We start from the raw sequence: 17,460 nt of genomic DNA, 5'->3' as shown, positions 1-17,460 counted from the left end.
AAAGAAAATAATGGCGTAACTTAAATGCCTCAACCAATTATACATGAGGAAGATATTCGCCGGATCAACATTGGTGGCTGTTGTTGCCATATTTACCTTTGGCTGTACTCAAAAAAAGGACTACAAAGGCTGGCCGCAGTATAAAGGCTCTAACGAGAACATCCATTACTCATCATTAAAACAGGTAGATACCAGCAATGTAAAGCAATTGCAGGTAGCTTGGACGTACCACACCCGTGATGCTGATTCGGCAAACCATTCGCAGATCCAGTGCAACCCCATCGTAATAGACGGCGTGATGTATGGCACCACGCCAAAAATGAAACTTTTTGCTATTGATGCCGCTACCGGGCATGAGAAGTGGCAGTTTAACCCCTTTGATTCATTGGCCAGCGATAAGCGTATGTTTTTTATTATGAACAACTCAAGAGGGGTGGCTTATTGGAGTAGTGGGGATGATAAACGGGTGTTTTACGCGGCAGGGCCATATTTGTATTGTATTAATGCTGCCACCGGTAAAACGGTTAACAGCTTTGGGGATAAGGGTAAAATTGATCTGCACGATGGCCTTGGCCGTGATGTTGCAGATCTGTTTGTTACGGCCAGTTCTCCACCTATTATTTATGGCGATATCATGATCATGGGCACCCGGGTTGACGAAGGTTCGCATGCAGCACCCGGGCATATCCGTGCCTATAACGTACGCACCGGTAAACAGTTTTGGATCTTCCATACCATCCCGCATCCCGGCGAACCGGGTTATGAAACATGGGAAGACCCCAACGCCTATAAATTTATTGGCGGCGCTAATGTTTGGAGCGGCTTTAGTTTGGATGAAAAACGGGGTATAGTTTACGGTTGCACAGGCTCTGCCAGCTACGATTGGTATGGCGGCAACCGTTTGGGCAATAACCTTTATGCCGATTGCCTGCTGGCGCTTGATGCCAAAACCGGGAAACTGATATGGCATTTTCAGGATATCCATCATGATGTTTGGGATAAAGATATCCCATCGGCACCGGCGCTGGTTACCATAAAAAAGGATGGAAAGGATATTGAGGCTGTGGCTATCGCCACCAAAACAGGCTTTATATTTACTTTTGACAGGGTTACCGGTAAGCCTGTATATGACATTGTAGAAAAACCTGTACCCACTTTTACCGACCTGGCAGGAGAGAAGCTTTCTAAAACGCAGCCATATCCAACCTTGCCAGCACCTTTTATGAGCCAACGTTTTAACGAGAGCGATATAAACCCGTATTTGCCCGATTCGTCCAAACAACAGGTGTTAAAGGCGTTCAGGAATTATAAGACAGATCATATGTTCAATTCCATATCCTTACAGGGCACGGTAGTATATCCGGGTTTAGATGGCGGTGCCGAATGGGGTGGCCCGTCCTACGATCCTGAAAGTGGCATTTTATATGTTAATGCCAATCAAACGGCCTGGATCATACAGGCCATCCCCTTAAATAATAATAAGGAAAAAGCAAATGAAACCAACCTGCAGGCAGGTCAGCGCTTGTTTAAAGCCAATTGCATGACCTGTCACGGGGCCGACCGTAAGGGATCGGGTACATTCCCATCGCTTATCAACATCGAGAGGAAATATAAACCGGCAGCGTTTGATACCCTGTTGCAATCGGGCAGGCGGATGATGCCAGCATTCAGGCAGCTAAAAGCTGCTGAGCGTAAGGCTATTGCATCCTATGTTTTAAATATCAGCGCAGAACAGCTAAAGCCGTTTATAAATGCCGATAGCCATAAAGATGACATGTTTAAAGTGCCTTATTCTATAGTGGGTTATAATAAATTCCTGAGTAAGGAAGGCTATCCTGCAATTGCACCACCATGGGGAACGCTGAACGCTATTAACCTGAATACGGGTAAACTGGTTTGGAGAACAACCCTGGGTAACGATCCGGTGTTTCCGCATGGTAAGGACGACTCCGGTACTGAAAACTATGGGGCATCTGTAATAACCAAAGGAGGGCTGTTGTTTATTGCGGCTACAAAGGATGGTAAATTCCGCGCTTTTAATAAAAAAACCGGCAAACTGCTTTGGGAAGTTTCCTTGCCTGCACCGGGTTACGCCACACCATCGGTTTATGAGCTGAATTGCAGGCAGTATATTGTAATAGCCTGCGGCGGGGGTAAAATGAATACCCCATCGGGCGATAGTTATGTGGCTTTCGCGCTGCCGTCAAAGTAAGGCTTATTTTACGGGTGATGGGTGTTGCGGGTATAACCAATTTAGCCTCAAAGCCATCGACGTTGATCTCTGCGGCTGCTCACTAAAGTTAATGATGAAATGGAGCTTATTGCCCGTTTTGTTTTCAATACCAAAATATTAATGTTAAAGGAGTGGCAGGGAGTCGCAAATGTAAACCGGTTTAAAAGCTTTAAGCGCTTTTAGATAGTCGTAAACAGGGTAGGATGTCCGGACGGTGAAAGAAATATAATAAACCAGTGAACGTTTTAACAAAGTATCTTGAGCTTTTCAACAAAGCGGAAGTGATTAATCAAGACTACTTTTGTATAAAAAATTAACAATATAACAATGACAAAAGTTTGGTTTATAACAGGCAGTTCCCGTGGATTAGGGCGCAGCCTTACAGAAGCAGTACTTGCCACTGGAGATAAAGTAGCAGCAACAGCCCGTAATACTGATAGTTTACAAGAACTGGCTGCTAAATATCCCGGACAGGTTTACCCGGTAAAATTAGATGTAACCGATTACAAACAGGTGCATAAGGCCATTGCCGACACCGTTAACCATTTTGGAAAGATTGATGTACTGGTAAATAACGCCGGTTTTGGAATTACCGGTGCAGTTGAAGCCTACACCGATGAGCAGGTGCGCAGTCAGTTAGAAACAAACCTGTATGCACCGATAGAAATAACCCGCGCTGTATTACCCTATATGCGTAAGCGACGCAATGGCCATATATTGCAGATCAGTTCGATAGGTGGAAGGGTGGGTAGCGGTGGCGTGAGCATTTACCAGGCAGCTAAATTTGGCCTTAGTGGCTTTAGCGAAGGTTTGGCGGTTGAGATTGCTTCCTTAGGCATCAAAGTAACTTGTGTTGAGCCGGGTGGTTTCCGTACCGATTGGGCCGGCGATTCGATGACCTATGCGCCACAGGTTGAGGGTTACGAAACTACGGTGGATACAAGGGTAAACGCATTCAAAAGCGGCTCATTCAAACCTATTGGCGACCCCGCTAAAGCTGCCAAGGTAATGATAGATATTGTAAACAACCCCGAGCCGCCTTTGCATTTACTGTTGGGCAGCGAAGCCGTTGCTATTGTAAAACATTCGGAAGCGGCTAAGCTTAGGGAGTTGGAGAAATGGGAAAGCATCAGCATATCTACAGATGCCGACGATGCCGAGAATTTTCTGGAAACCGAGCATGGTAAAAGATATTTGAATTTGAAGAAGTAAATTTGGTGAATAGTTGATTGTGTGAGTGGTTAAATAGATGTAAAAGCGGCAACTACTCACACAATCAGCCACTCACTACTAACCAAAAAACAATGCCCCTTAAAACATATGTATCCGAAAAGCCCAAAATAGCATACTCTTGCTATTTTACCCGTAACAGGGAGGGCGAGCAGTTTGTACCCGAGCATGTATTTAGTTATCAGGTTTCGGGTGTATTTACGATGACTGCGGGTGAAAAACAAATGGTTTTTAATGAGGGGGATTTCAGGTTTATCAGGCGCAACCAGTTGGTTAAATTTGTAAAACAACCACCTACAAACGGCGAGTTTAAATCCGTATCTGTTTATCTCGACCAGCAAACACTGCGCAATTTTAGTATAGAGTATGGCTACAAGGCTGCCGGGCATTATGAAGGCGATGCTGTTATTATGCTTAAAAGTAACGGATTATATAAAAGTTTTATGCAATCGTTGCTGCCGTACCAGCAGGATGATGTTGTGATGAACGATAAACTGCAGGACTTAAAGCTGCGCGAAGCCATATTATTGCTATTACAGATGCAACCCGAACTAAAAGACATCCTTTTTGATTTTAGCGAACCCGGTAAAATTGACCTGGAAGGCTTTATGGAAAAAAACTTCCACTTTAATGTGCAGCTAAAAAGGTTTGCCTACTTAACCGGCCGCAGCCTGGCAACCTTTAAGCGCGATTTTGAGAAGGTTTTTAAACTTACACCCAGCCGCTGGTTACAGCAGCGCAGGTTACAGGAAGCGCATTATTTGATAAAAGAAAAAGGCAAAGCCCCGTCAGATGTTTACCTGGAACTGGGTTTTGAGGATCTGTCGCACTTTTCCTTCGCGTTTAAGAATAAATACGGCATTGCACCATCAAAATTATAGGCAAAAAAATAACTTTTTGTGTTAATTGAACGTTAATTATGCGTACATTTAATATAACCAAATTGTTAAGCTGATGCGTGCGCTTTCCGGCTTTTTGCTTACACTGTATTTTGCAGTGTGTTTTACTGCCGTAAAAGGGCAGGGGCAACAGGTACGTGTTGATTTTTATAAAGATCCATTCCTGGTTACGGTTGATAGATCTGTTGCTGTTGATATACCGCAGCAATTTACCGCCGCAAGCTTTAAAAAGGGATACACAGATCTCAGCGCCGCAAAATATCAGCCTGTTATCGATTCTCTTTTGGCCTACAAGGCAGAGCATCAGCTTAACGACTGGCTGTATTACCAGCTTATCCGCAGGGTGGCGCAGCAAATAAGCCCTAAGGAAGATAATTACGGCCAATACACCTTTTACAAATGGTTTATGCTAAGTAAATCGGGTTATGATGCCCGGTTGGCCATATCCCACCAAAAGGTTATTTTTTATGTGTACAATAACGAGGATATTAGCGATATCCCTTATTTTATGGTAGATGGTAAACAGTTTGTATGCCTGAATATACATGATTACGCCAACACAAACCTTAACGACGACCCACCGGTGCCGGTAAGTATCCCCATTGCGGCGGCAACAAAAGCATTTTCATACAAGGTTACTTTAATGCCCGACTTTAAACCCGAGAATGCTATTGAAAAGGACGTATCATTTGTTTACGACAGGAAACAGTACCATTTTAAAGTAAAACTGAATACCGACCAGCAAAAGGCGTTCACCAATTACCCGGGCGTTAGTTTTGAAACGTATTTTAACATCCCACTGAGTAAAGAAACCTATGGCTCACTTATCCCATTGTTAAAAAGGAACATGAAAGGGATGGATGAGAAAAAAGGTGTGGATTACCTGATGCGTTTTACGCGTTATGCTTTTTTGTATGAGAACGATAACGATAATTTCGGCAAGGAGAAACGTCTGTCGCCGGGCGAAACGTTGGCCTCAAACTATAGCGACTGCGATGACCGGGCCGCTTTATTCTTTTATCTGGTGAAAGAGATCTATAACCTACCCATGATAGCCCTGTTATATCCAACCCACATAACTATGGCAGTAGAATTTAGCAAACCCATTGGCGACCCAATTGTTTATAACGGCAAAACCTACTCCGTTTGCGAGCCAACCCCGCAGGCCGAAAATCTGGGCATCGGGCAGATGTCTGCCAAGCTGAAAAATACGCCCTATCATGTGGTATATGCTTATGAACCTTTAAATAAGTTATAAAAAAACCTGCTTTTATAATCAAATTTAGTAACTTCATTTCTGGTAGTATTACGGAATAGACTTATAATGCACTATAAATGCCTCTGCGTTTTTACTAAAACATTACTACTAACAATTGTAATGCTGTTATGCATTAACAGATCGTTTGCACAAAAAAGCAATAATATATGGTATTTTGGTGAATATGCCGGGCTCGACTTTAACCAGGGAGCTCCCGTTTCATTAACTAATGGACAATTATCTGCAATTGAAGCTTGCGCCAGTGTGGCCGATAATAATGGAAATATTTTATTTTATACCGATGGCATAACAGTTTGGAATAAACAAAATGCTATTATGCTTAATGGCTCCGGTTTAAGTGGCGAGGTGTCCGCTACCCAAACACTTATAGTGCAAAAGCCGGGGAGTGACGATATTTACTATATTTTTACTACCAAAACAAATAACGGCGAGTTAGATTACTCAACAGTTGATATTGCAAAAGATGGGGGATTGGGGGAAATCACTCAAAAAAATCAATTTTTATTAACCTTTTCCACAGAAAAAATTGCTGCTGTAAGGCATGCCAATGGTAAAGATATTTGGTTAATAGCGCACGAAGCAAACAATAATACTTTTGTAACGTGGTTAATTACTGCTAATGGAATCCCTACCACCCCTTCGTCTTCCACATCAATTGGTACACTTAATAAAGGTGATTTAACCAGTGGGATTGGCTACTTAAAAGCATCACCCGACGGGAAAACCCTTGCATTGGCAAGTTATGATGAAAATGAAGGCTTTGTTGAAACTTTTAGTTTTGATACCAGCCTGGGGTATATAAGCAATGCGCATACTTTAAGGGGCTTTACATCCAATACCAACCCTTATGGTATAGAGTTTTCGCCTGATGGTAAATTGCTGTATATAACCGAATACCAAATATCTGTAGGATGCAAACTTTACCAGGTAAAACTGCCTTTTACTAACGGGCAGGTTAGTGATAAGGGAATAGTTTTATCTATATCTGCGGGATATGGCGCATTACAGTTGGCGCCAGATAATAAAATATATTTAAGCCAATTTGACCAGAATTATCTGCATGTTATAAATTCCCCCAATACAGAAGGCCCAGGCTGTGATTTTGTTGCCGAAGCCGTTTATCTTAATGGCAAACGAGCCAAATTGGGTTTGCCACCTGCTTATGTTACTACAAGTACCGGTATAACTATTAATACTACAGGTATTTGTTTTGGCGGGGCTACATCGTTTAATCTGGTATCGCCTATCAATAATTTTGACAGCATTACCTGGGGCTTTGGAGACCCCGCGTCAGGGGCGGATAATGTATCAGATCAACGTAATCCCTCGCATCAGTTCAGTCAGCCCGGTACGTATACTGTTAAAGTTACTACATTGTATAATGGGATAATAAATACCGAAACTAAACAAATAGACATTTTTGCTTCTCCGGACGGTGCGCTGCATGATGTCGCTGCCGATAAGCCAATATTGTGTGATGACGGGGTGGTAAATATTATAGCGCATGGTGCGGCCGGGGCCGGAGTTTATAACTGGTATGATGCCAGCCAAAATTTTATAGTAGCAAACAATGGGATATATCAAACTCCGGTTTTAACAGCCAGTACATCATTTTATGTGGCTATAAGTAACGGAGGGTGCGAAGGCGAGAGGGTGCGAATAGATATTAAATACGCCAAGGCTACCGCTCTTATTACCGCATCAAATACAATTATTAATCAGGGCGAAACTGTTGTTCTTACCGCTAATGATGCAAAATTATACCAATGGAGCAGCCCTACAGCTTTTTTAACCGCAACCGATACCAAAACGGTAATGAGTACACCGGCTGTAAATACCACTTACAAGCTTGTGGTTACAAATGCTGATGGTTGTACAGCCGAAACTGCTGTTGAAATAATAGTGCGATCGGACATTAAGGTGCCCAATACATTTACCCCTAATGCCGACGGCGTTAATGATTATTGGGTAATTAAAAACATGGATGTGCTTGATAACTTTACACAAGTGTTTAACAGGAACGGCGCCCGGGTTTACAGCATGAAAAATTATAAAAATAACTGGAACGGCACCCGCAATGGCAAACCATTGCCAGTAGGTACTTATTATTATATTATTACATTATATGATCGTACCGTTTTAAGCGGTAATGTCACAATTTTAAGATGATCTACAAGAAATTATCGCTTTCCCTGTAAGCTTCAATAACGCGTTGCTCGCCTTCTTTGCCTGGGCGGGAGTTGCCGTGTTCCATACCTAAAACGCCCTTGTAGCCTTTTTCGTGCAGGAATTTAAAGATGTTCTTGTAGTTCACCTCGCCGGTGGTAGGCTCGTTACGGCCGGGGTTATCACCTATTTGGAAGTAGGCTATCTCATCCCACGTAAGTTTAATATTATTGATCATATTACCCTCGTTTTTGGCCATGTGGTACATATCGTACAGTATTTTGCAGCTTGGGCTGTTAACACCTTTGCATATCATATAGGTTTGTGCCGATGTACGCAGGTACAGGTCGGGCGTATCGCTCAGGGGCTCAAGCACCATTACAATACCGTGAGGCTCTAATATTTCGGCGCCTTTGCGTAGGGCGGTTATTACGTTCGCGTTCTGGATGTCCAGCGGAAGGTTACGGGTGAAATCTCCGGGTACCACGGTAGCCAGTTTACCGCCGCAGCGTTTTGATACCTCAACGGCTTGTTTGCAACCCTTTAAAAATATGTCGATATGTTCCTGCTTGTTTGCAGTCAGTGTGTTTTGACCGTTGCCGCCTTTATCAACCACAAACACACCCATTTGCATGCCCAGTTTAGCCAACAGGTTGCCTATTTTCTCCTGCTCGACAGGACTTCGTCCAGCCATACCGTTATCTTCAATGCTGCGGAAACCCTGGTCGTACATGAACTGGATCTGATCAAGGAAGTTGTTGCCGGCCAGGTTCTTGAACATCCCGTCGTGCGGGGCATAGTTCAGGTTAAACGGCTTGCCTGCTGCACTGTCCGTATTTTTAAGCTGTGAATTGGCAATAACTGCTGTGCCGGTTAAAAGGGTACCGGCTAATAATGAGCTGTTTTTTAGAAAGCTGTTTCTGTTCATGGTAATAGGTTATGATATTGGAATCTGCAATATCTTATTTTTTTGCGGTAATTATTAAGGCGGTAATATGATTTATTGGGAATGGGTTATCCTTTCCCTTTTTTTACCGCACTGTTTTTGATGAAGAACACAGCCATTAACGAACCTAAAAAGCCCAACCCAGCCGAGATGCGCATGATTTTACCATAGGCGGTTATAAAGCTGTTTTTATAGGCTGTTTGGATAGTAATCTTATCCTGCCCGGTGAGGGTATCGGGCACTTTGGCGTTGCCCAGGTTTACGCTTTGTTTTATAACTTCCTGCTTTTGCTTATTGTTCAGTTTTATGTTTTTGATCTCGCCCTGCAAGGCTCCGGTGAAGAACAGTACCGCCAATGCACCCAATATCGCATTAGCAAAAACATTGGCTATGCGTGTAAGTGCGTTGTTAACGCCCGATGCGGTTCCTGAAAAATGATCACTTACCGAACCCATAACCGCTGCCGTAAGCGGCGCTACGGTGAACGACATGCCAAGTCCGAATACCACAATGCCCGGGAAAAAGGTTGTCCAGTAGCCAGATGGCCCGGCGGTTTGTTTTACGAATGATAGTATCAGCAAGCCTAAACCCGCCAGTGCTGGCCCGGCAATTAATAATAGCCGCGGGCCGTGTTTATCTGCCAATGCGCCCGCGAACCGGGCAATAGAGATCATTAATACTGTAAATGGCAAAAATGTTAAGCCCGACTGCAGCTGACTGTATCCCTGTACCTGCACCATATTCAACCCTAAAAACAACATACCCGCGCCAAGCCCTGCATACAGGAAAAACGTAAGAAGGTTTGCGCCGCTAAAGGTTAGGTTGCTGAAAAGTTGCAAGGGCATCATAGGCGATTTGCTCTTCTTTTCTATAACTACGAAAACCACTAACAACAATGCGCCGGTAATTAATGACGTATATACCTGCCAGCTGCTTAAACCCACCGCCGGTGTGCGTAAAAAGCCAAAGGTAACGGCCGCCAAACCAAGCGCTATGGCAACAGCTCCGGCAAGGTCAAGGCTTTGCTTAGTGTCTTCATCTTTGATCTCTTTTACCTGTTTCGCAAGGATGATGAGTGCGAAGATACCAATTGGTATGTTTATAAAAAATATGTATCGCCAAAGGCCCGCATCGCCGAAGGCTCCACCCAAAACAGGGCCACCCATGGTAACTACGGTGGTAAATGCGCTCCAGGTTCCAATGGCTTTTCCACGTTCATTTGGGTTGATGGAAGAGGAGATGAGCGACAAGCTGCCGGGTATCATCAATGCCCCGCCGATGCCTTGTAGCATCCGGAACATAACGAGCGTGGTAACACTCGAGGCAAAGCCGCAGGCGGCAGATCCTACTATAAAAATGAGTATCCCCACCATAAACACCTTTTTGCGGCCAAGCTTATCGCCCAGTGAACCACCAATAAGGATGAGTGCGGCCAACATCAGCAGGTAGGCGTTCAGGATCCAAAAGAGATCTGTGCCGCTGGCATTGAGGTTTTTTTGGAGCGATGGCAGCACCACATTCAATGCTGTTGCATCAATAAATGCCATAGCCGATGCCATGATAGAGGATGCCATGATCCATTTGCCCGCCTTACTGCCTAACGCAACTGTTGCCATACCATAGGTTTATAAAGTAAACTTACAAATAACCAACGGCTAATGCCATAATGGGTTTGTAATAGTTGCGTTTAAACCTACTTAGTGTATAGAAATGCAAGTAATTGTTTTTTATTTAAAATAAACTTTGTAATTATGCCCTACCAATTATTCAAACCATTTACCGTCTCATTTATGCTTCCAGATAAGGAATACCAAATGTGGCCCGATACAGAGCTTATAGCCATGTTGCGGGCAGACGACCGTAAGGCGTTTGAGTTGCTGTACAACAGATATTCATCCAAAATATACCAGGTTGCCTATAATCTTTTCAGGGATAGGGATGTTTGTGAGGACCTGGTACAGGAGTTATTTATTGATCTGTGGGCAAAAAGAAACCATTTGAACATTACCTCGCTGGAGTGGTACCTAAAGGTGGCTATAAAGAACCGTGTGCTGATGTACATCCGTACTCAAAAAGCCACGCTTGACCTAAGCGCTATTGCAACACTTACTGAAAAATACACTGCTGATAGCAAGCTGATGCAAAACGACATCAGCACGATACTGGAAAACAATGTTGAACGCCTGCCCGAAAAATGCCGCCAGATCTTTAAACTGAGCCGTAAGGAATATCTTTCGAATAAAGAGATCGCATCCCGCTTAAATATTTCAACTAAAACAGTTGAGAACCAAATTACCATTGCCCTGCGCTACCTGCGTACCGGTCTTACCGACTACCTCCCGTTGATAATTGCCGCCCTGTTAACCCCACTTTTTTAATTCTGGGTAGTCCTTTAAAAATATTTTCATTTTACTTGGGGGGTAGTACTCACAATTGCATCTTACATATATAAACCATGAGAAAGTTTACTTTTCTGAGAAAAAAAATACAGGCCAAAGACCGCGCTTTGCAGGAAAAACTTGTGCATCATTATTTTGACGACTTACAGCTGAACCAACAGCCGGAGGCCGGCGAAAATGCAGGTTTTGATAGTAAGGAAGTTTATAACCGCATCATCAATAATATTGATGCAATGCCGGTTAAGCGCGTTGGGGCAGGTAAAAAATGGATGGTAGCTGCCTCTTTGTTTGCTGTTGCATCCTTATCGGTATTAGGCTTTTACAATCGTATCAGGATATTGGACATTGTATCTCCCATTGCCCAAAAACAATTTAGTACGGTTAACGGCCAGGTTGCCAGCTTAACCCTTGCCGATGGTACAAAGATTTGGCTGAACGGAGGTAGTAAATTAAGTTATCCTGAGGCTTTCCGTGGCGATAAAAGAGAGATAACCTTAACAGGTGAGGCATTTTTAGACGTAGCACATAATGCTACAAAAGCATTCATTGTACACACAGGCAATATTCGCACACAGGTATTGGGTACAAGCTTTAATGTAAAGGCTTACCCTGAAGACAGCTTTGTAAAGGTTGATGTAGTTACGGGTAAAGTTGGTGTTGTTTCATCAGCTGCCCCTACAGTTTTTTTAACACCTGCCCAGGGGGTTACCATTGTTAAGAAAAACCACAGCGCTATTATAGCTAAAAGTATTGATGTTGCCGCGCTTAGCGGCTGGAAAGATGGCGATTTTATTGTGAAGAACATGCCTTTGCCCGAAGTGCTGAATGCTGTTAAGCACCGCTTTAATGTGCTGATAAAGGCTGATGCCAACTTAACCAAGTGCTCTATATCTGCCAATTTTACCAATGTATCCCTGCAGAATATTATGAAGATAATAGCCAAACTGGTAAAGGGTAAAGTAACGCCCGATGGCACCGACTACCAGCTAAAAGGCAAAGGCTGTTAAATAAAAATAAGAAACCAATTTTAAATAGATAACCAATTATCAACTAACCTAAATTAAAAGATATATGAGAACATAAATACATAAAAAACCCTGTTCAATGGGATTTGAAACAGGGCGATTAAAATGCCGGGTTATTATTAAGTGTACGTTTCAGAGGTCGAATTCAGAGAACGCTGCACTTGAATTTCAAACACTTTAATTTATTCAAATCTATGAATATATCTCTATTTTCAAATGGAGTAGTTCGTTATGTATTAATATTAATGAAATATACCTCGCTTGCCTGCTTTATTGTTTGCTTAATGTGCTTTACTGCTGTTGCAAACAATTCTTATGGCCAGAAATTTTTAGAGCAACAGGTAACGCTTAAGCTGAAAAATCAGAAACTTACCGAAACGCTTGATAAATTATCGGCCAATAACAGAGTGAAATTTGCCTATGCAGATAATTTACTGAAGCCGTCATTCAGGGTAAACTTAAATGTAAGTAACAAAAGCATCAAAGAGGTGCTTGATGAGGTTTTAACTCCATTTAACCTTGATTACAAAATTATTGATGATGTTATAGTTATCAGCGAAAGGGCCGAAGCTACAACCCTCACCAGTACCAGACAAACAGCCGCGCAAGCTGTAAAGGTAACAGGTACCGTAGTTGATGATACCAATATACCATTACCGGGCGTAAACGTAAAGTTAAAAGGAACTAACCTGGGTACTGTTACGGATGTTAACGGTAAATTTGTGATAGACCTGCCTGCTGCCGATGGCACTTTGGTGTTCAGCTTTATTGGCTTTACCCCAAAAGAAGTGCCGCTTAACGGCCAAACCAGCGGTATTAATGTACAGTTGGTGCCTATGCAAAGCTCGCTTAACGAAGTTGTAGTAGTGGGTTATGGTACGCAAAAACGTGTAAACGTAATTGGCGCTATTGACCAGGTAACTTCAAAAGCTATTGAGGGCAAGCCCGCTGTGAACCTTACACAGGCTTTACAGGGTACATCGCCAAATTTAATTATCCAGCAAACCAGCAACGAGCCGGGGGCTTATCAAACGGTTAACATCCGTGGTGTGAGTACATTTGGTAATAACAGTCCGCTTATTGTAATTGATGGTATTACAGGGGGGGATCTTAACTTGTTAAACCCTCAGGATATCGAAAGTGTATCTGTATTAAAGGATGCTGGTAGCGCAGCCATATACGGGTCGCGTTCGGCAAACGGGGTAATATTAGTTACTACCAAAAAAGGTAGCAAAAACGCTGGCGCCGTGCTTACTTATAACGGGCAGGGCGGCGTGCAGGTACCGCATGTGGGTTATAAGCCGGTTCATGCATATGAGAATGCTATTTTACGTAACGAAGCTGTTGTAAATTCAGGTTTAACACCCATTTACAGCCCCGCGCAAATAAGGCAATTCCAGGATCAGGGCGATCAGCAATGGTTTTTGGATGCCATATTGCAAAACGCGGTACAGCAAAATCATAACCTAAGCTTATCTGGTGGCAGTAATACTTCAACATATTTGGTATCGGCGGGTGTTACGGACCAACGTAACAACCTGGTTGGCCCCAACTATGGTTTAAGGCGTTATAACTACCGTATGAACCTGAGCAGCGAGTTTGGTAAATTGAAGTTAACCAGCATACTGGCATACTCACGAACCGAGATAAAAGAACATTCTTTTAATACCGGTACGCTAATAGTAGATGCCGGCAGAACGCCAACTTATTATAAGATTAAAGACGATCAGGGTAATTATTTAACCAATGATGTACTGGCCGAGTTCAATCCGCTTGGTATACTTGAAAAAGGTGGTTACCGCAAGCGCGATAATGATAATATATTCGGTAACCTTACTGCCGAGTTAGGTATCACAAAAGATTTTAAAATAAAAGGTGTATTTGGTGGTACGCTGCGATCTGACCATATGTTTGGGCGTGTTATACAGGTTAACTTTTTGCCTAAAGGCTCTTATGGCTCAGACAGGAACACAAATGACGAAAATGTTAAGAACCTTTTTGTTAACACACAATTTTTAGCGCAATACACCAAAACATTTGCTAAAAACCATAACGTAGACATATTAATTGGCGTAGCAAATGAGTCGAGCACCGATGAGCAAAATTATTTACGTTTAAAATATACCGATCCGGAGTTGGGTACGCCTATAACAGGTACGGTGATTGAAACATCATCTACAGGTACTAACAGCCACACCCAGGAGAGCAGCCTTAACTCTGTATTTGGCAGGGCCTCGTATTCGTATAAAAACAAGTATTATGGCGAGGCCGATTTCAGGATAGATGCATCATCAAAGTTTGCTAAAAACAACCGCAATGCTTTCTTTCCATCATTAACCGCCGGTTACCGCCTTACAGAAGAGGGTTTTATGCAAAACTACCGCGACAAGGTGGGCGACGTAAAGCTACGCGCTTCATACGGTATTTTGGGTAACCAAAACGTAGGTAACTACCAGTTTCTCAACAACTACCGGGTTTCTCAGAATGATTATTATGGTTTTAACAACCAGCAAGTCAGCGTAATTGATATACAATTTGCCAACCCCGATATCCGTTGGGAACGCGCATCTACCTTTAACGTTGGTGCCGATCTTAATTTCTTCAAGAGCGCTTTAACCGTTAGTGTAGATTACTTTAACAAAATAACCAGGGATATATTGTTGCCGCCGGTTGTGCCGGGTGTTTATGGTGCATCAGCATCAGATTATAACGCGGGCGAAGTACAAAACCGCGGCTGGGAGTTAAATGTTAATTATCGCTTAAGAACAGGCGCGTTTAATCATACATTCGGTTTTAACGTTGGCGATACCAAAAACAAGGTACTTAAACTTGAGGGGGGCGATCAGCTAAGATCATTTGACGAGATGCAGCTTTTAAATAAAGTTGGGTTGCCAATTGGTTCGTATGTTGGTTTAAAACGTGATGGTTATTTCCAAAATCTGGATGATGTGACCAATGGGCCTAAACCGGCAGGTATAAATGTACAGCCCGGTGATAACCGTTATGTTGACGTTAACAAAGACGGCATCATTGACGATAACGACCTTTTTGTTTTTGGCAGCGGTTTCCCTCGCTTAACATTTGGCTTCAACTATAACCTAAACGTAAAAAACTTTGACCTGAGTTTGTTTTTACAGGGCGTGGGTAAACGCGATATGTATGTACGCGGCGAGCAGGTTGAACCGTTCCACGTAAACTATTCGCAGGTTATATATCAGCACCAGTTAGATTATTGGACGCCGGAGAACCCTAACGCACGATTCCCACGCCTTGCAGCAAGTGGTAGCCAGTCTAACACAAACAACTTCCGTAAGGGGTCTGATATGTATATTTTCGATGGCAAATATCTAAGGGTAAAAAACTTACAGATAGGCTATACAATACCTACAGATATTTCCAAAAAGGCAGGTATGCGCAAAGTAAGGGTTTATCTCACAGGGCAAAACATACTTACTTTTTCGCCCATGAAGTTTATCGATCCTGAATCATCCGAGCTAAACGGTAGTTCAAACATCCCGAATGGTGGCGGTGCAAATAGCGCAAGGTCATACCCGTTGCCAATTTATTATGGTTTTGGTATTGATATATCACTTTAATCTACACGGACATGAAAAAAAATAATATCAAAAAATCGGCTTTTGCGCTGGTAATGCTCCTGGCGTTATCGGCCTGTAAAAAGCTCGACCTATATCCAACTGATGCTTTCACTGATGGCAACTATTGGACAACAACTGAAAAAGCAAATACGGTTTTAAACAGGGCATACCAGCAGATATCAAATAGCGGTTACTTCTTTTCGCAGGAAGCGCTTTCAGATAACGCTTACAATGGCCGTGGAGATAACAACGGTGCAGCGTCAATTGCAGCCGGTACTTATGACCCATCCTTGGGGCGCTTTAAGCAAGAGTGGCGCGATCATTATTCGGGTATAAAAACTTGTAACATCTTTTTAGAGAATGTTGATAAGGTTACTTCTATGGATGCCACATTAAAAGCCCGGATGAAAGCCGAAGCGAAGTTTATACGTGCATGGCATTATTTTTTGTTAGAAACCTGGTGGGGCGATGTGCCATTAGTGAAAAAAGATCTGACGATTGATGAAGCCAAGGTAATAGCACGTAGTCCTAAGGCCGAAGTAGTGGCTTTTATTTTAAGTGAGCTTGATGAAGCTGCCGCTGCTTTGCCGGTAAACACTGCTTTAGCTGATGCCGACCGCGGGCGTATTACTAAAGGTGCCGCTATCGCATTAAAGGCAAGGGTATTACTTAATGATAACAGATGGGGCGATGTAGTTACCGAATGTGAGAAACTCATTGGTAAAACCGACTATGGCACCTATGCGCTTTTTAACTCGTACGAGGGTTTATTTTTGCCGCAGAACGAGTACAACAGTGAGGTAATGCTTGATCTTGAATACTTACCGCCTTCAGCTGGCAGCAGGTCGTATTCCGACTTTAGGGACATGGCGCCAATATCTGTAGGTGGCAGGCTTAACGCTATTGCCCCAACACAAGAGCTTGTTGATAGTTATCTGATGTTGAATGGTAAAAAGCCCGGCGATACCGGATCTGGCTATGATGAGAATAACCCATATGTTAACCGCGACCCACGTTTAACTAATACAGTGGTTTACCATTTGTACAATTGGAAACAGCGGGATAACAGCATCAAAGTTATTTACACCAAACCGGGTACTGACCCTAATGACTCTCGTTTTGATGAGTATGCACCTGGTGCTACATCATCGCCAACAGGGTATTACACACGTAAATATTTCGATCCAACTTCTAACGTTGCTGATTTTGGTTCGGGCTTAAACCTGATACTGATACGTTATGCAGATGTGTTATTGATGTATGCTGAAGCCAAAATGGAATTAGGCCAGATGGATGCTACCGTATGGGGCCAAACAATCAGGCCAATACGCAGCCGCGCAGGTTTTACTGATGCAGCCGCGCTTAACTTCCCGGCAGTTGGTGTAACTGATATGCGCGAAATAGTACGTAACGAACGCCGCACCGAATTTGCTATGGAAGGCCTGCGTATATTTGATATCCGCCGTTGGAAAACTGCCGAAACTGTATTAAGCGGCTGGGCACATGGCGCCAAATTTGCCGATGCCAGTGTTGATGGTGGTTACATACGCGCCAACCTGCGCACGTTTGATAAAAGCAAAAATTATTTATGGCCAATACCAAGGGATGAGAGGGCTATTAACCCTAACCTTTCACAAAACCCCGGTTGGTAAAAGCACTAATTATTTATAAAAAAATTATAATCAAT

The 17,460-nt window shown here is 43.1% G+C and carries 11 protein-coding genes; 9 read left to right on the top strand and 2 right to left on the bottom strand.

Going from position 1 to position 17,460, the window contains the following annotated elements:
* The first annotated feature begins 43 nt into the window (after positions 1-43).
* The 5 genes from IDJ75_RS18900 to IDJ75_RS18880 all read left to right on the top strand — a co-directional run bounded on the left by IDJ75_RS18900 (position 44) and on the right by IDJ75_RS18880 (position 7,810).
* On the top strand, positions 44-2,212 hold the full coding sequence (locus tag IDJ75_RS18900; protein WP_191177221.1) for an outer membrane protein assembly factor BamB family protein: 2,169 nt from the start codon (positions 44-46) through the stop codon (positions 2,210-2,212).
* Positions 2,213-2,560: 348 nt separating this feature from the next.
* Complete coding sequence (locus IDJ75_RS18895) at positions 2,561-3,445, top strand: oxidoreductase (protein ID WP_191177220.1); 885 nt, start codon at positions 2,561-2,563, stop codon at positions 3,443-3,445.
* Positions 3,446-3,537: 92 nt separating this feature from the next.
* On the top strand, positions 3,538-4,344 hold the full coding sequence (locus IDJ75_RS18890; RefSeq protein WP_191177219.1) for a helix-turn-helix domain-containing protein: 807 nt from the start codon (positions 3,538-3,540) through the stop codon (positions 4,342-4,344).
* A gap of 73 nt (positions 4,345-4,417) precedes the next feature.
* Complete coding sequence (locus tag IDJ75_RS18885) at positions 4,418-5,620, top strand: hypothetical protein (protein WP_224746675.1); 1,203 nt, start codon at positions 4,418-4,420, stop codon at positions 5,618-5,620.
* Between the two features lie 120 nt (positions 5,621-5,740).
* Positions 5,741-7,810: a T9SS type B sorting domain-containing protein gene (locus tag IDJ75_RS18880; RefSeq protein WP_191177218.1), complete on the top strand. Its 2,070-nt coding sequence runs from the start codon at positions 5,741-5,743 to the stop codon at positions 7,808-7,810.
* A gap of 1 nt (position 7,811) precedes the next feature.
* On the opposite strand, the gene IDJ75_RS18875 is transcribed toward IDJ75_RS18880, so the two are convergent.
* Both IDJ75_RS18875 and IDJ75_RS18870 read right to left on the bottom strand, forming a co-directional pair.
* A complete protein-coding gene (locus IDJ75_RS18875) occupies positions 7,812-8,735 on the bottom strand; it encodes a hydroxypyruvate isomerase family protein (RefSeq protein WP_191177217.1) in 924 nt (307 codons plus the stop codon).
* 86 nt (positions 8,736-8,821) lie between these two features.
* Positions 8,822-10,369 (bottom strand): DHA2 family efflux MFS transporter permease subunit, encoded by a 1,548-nt coding sequence (locus IDJ75_RS18870; RefSeq protein ID WP_191177216.1) that lies wholly within the window; start codon positions 10,367-10,369, stop codon positions 8,822-8,824.
* 174 nt (positions 10,370-10,543) lie between these two features.
* On the opposite strand from IDJ75_RS18870, the gene IDJ75_RS18865 reads away from it, so the two are divergent.
* From IDJ75_RS18865 to IDJ75_RS18850, 4 genes are all read left to right on the top strand, one after another.
* Complete coding sequence (locus IDJ75_RS18865; RefSeq protein WP_191177215.1) at positions 10,544-11,131, top strand: RNA polymerase sigma-70 factor; 588 nt, start codon at positions 10,544-10,546, stop codon at positions 11,129-11,131.
* 77 nt (positions 11,132-11,208) lie between these two features.
* Positions 11,209-12,159: a FecR family protein gene (locus IDJ75_RS18860; protein ID WP_191177214.1), complete on the top strand. Its 951-nt coding sequence runs from the start codon at positions 11,209-11,211 to the stop codon at positions 12,157-12,159.
* Positions 12,160-12,422: 263 nt separating this feature from the next.
* Entirely contained in the window at positions 12,423-15,773 is a 3,351-nt protein-coding gene (locus IDJ75_RS18855) for a TonB-dependent receptor (RefSeq protein WP_191177213.1), read from the top strand.
* An 11-nt stretch (positions 15,774-15,784) separates the two neighbouring features.
* Positions 15,785-17,425, top strand: a complete 1,641-nt coding sequence (locus tag IDJ75_RS18850) for a RagB/SusD family nutrient uptake outer membrane protein (RefSeq protein ID WP_191177212.1) — start codon at positions 15,785-15,787, stop codon at positions 17,423-17,425.
* Positions 17,426-17,460 lie beyond the last annotated feature (35 nt).

Origin of the sequence: Mucilaginibacter rigui, assembly GCF_014773275.1 — a bacterium.
In the GTDB taxonomy this organism is placed as follows: domain Bacteria; phylum Bacteroidota; class Bacteroidia; order Sphingobacteriales; family Sphingobacteriaceae; genus Mucilaginibacter; species Mucilaginibacter rigui_A.
Note: the sequence above shows the minus strand (reverse complement) of the source record. Positions and strands in the feature narration are given on the sequence as shown.

What these genes read in the sequence shown, in the direction of transcription:
- IDJ75_RS18900 (WP_191177221.1), top strand. Translation starts at nt 44, where the DNA reads ATGAGGAAGATATTCGCCGGATCAACATTGGTGGCTGTTGTTGCCATA.
- IDJ75_RS18895 (WP_191177220.1), top strand. Translation starts at nt 2,561, where the DNA reads ATGACAAAAGTTTGGTTTATAACAGGCAGTTCCCGTGGATTAGGGCGC.
- IDJ75_RS18890 (WP_191177219.1), top strand. Translation starts at nt 3,538, where the DNA reads ATGCCCCTTAAAACATATGTATCCGAAAAGCCCAAAATAGCATACTCT.
- IDJ75_RS18885 (WP_224746675.1), top strand. Translation starts at nt 4,418, where the DNA reads ATGCGTGCGCTTTCCGGCTTTTTGCTTACACTGTATTTTGCAGTGTGT.
- IDJ75_RS18880 (WP_191177218.1), top strand. Translation starts at nt 5,741, where the DNA reads ATGCTGTTATGCATTAACAGATCGTTTGCACAAAAAAGCAATAATATA.
- IDJ75_RS18875 (WP_191177217.1), bottom strand. Translation starts at nt 8,735, where the DNA reads ATGAACAGAAACAGCTTTCTAAAAAACAGCTCATTATTAGCCGGTACC.
- IDJ75_RS18870 (WP_191177216.1), bottom strand. Translation starts at nt 10,369, where the DNA reads ATGGCAACAGTTGCGTTAGGCAGTAAGGCGGGCAAATGGATCATGGCA.
- IDJ75_RS18865 (WP_191177215.1), top strand. Translation starts at nt 10,544, where the DNA reads ATGCTTCCAGATAAGGAATACCAAATGTGGCCCGATACAGAGCTTATA.
- IDJ75_RS18860 (WP_191177214.1), top strand. Translation starts at nt 11,209, where the DNA reads ATGAGAAAGTTTACTTTTCTGAGAAAAAAAATACAGGCCAAAGACCGC.
- IDJ75_RS18855 (WP_191177213.1), top strand. Translation starts at nt 12,423, where the DNA reads ATGAAATATACCTCGCTTGCCTGCTTTATTGTTTGCTTAATGTGCTTT.
- IDJ75_RS18850 (WP_191177212.1), top strand. Translation starts at nt 15,785, where the DNA reads ATGAAAAAAAATAATATCAAAAAATCGGCTTTTGCGCTGGTAATGCTC.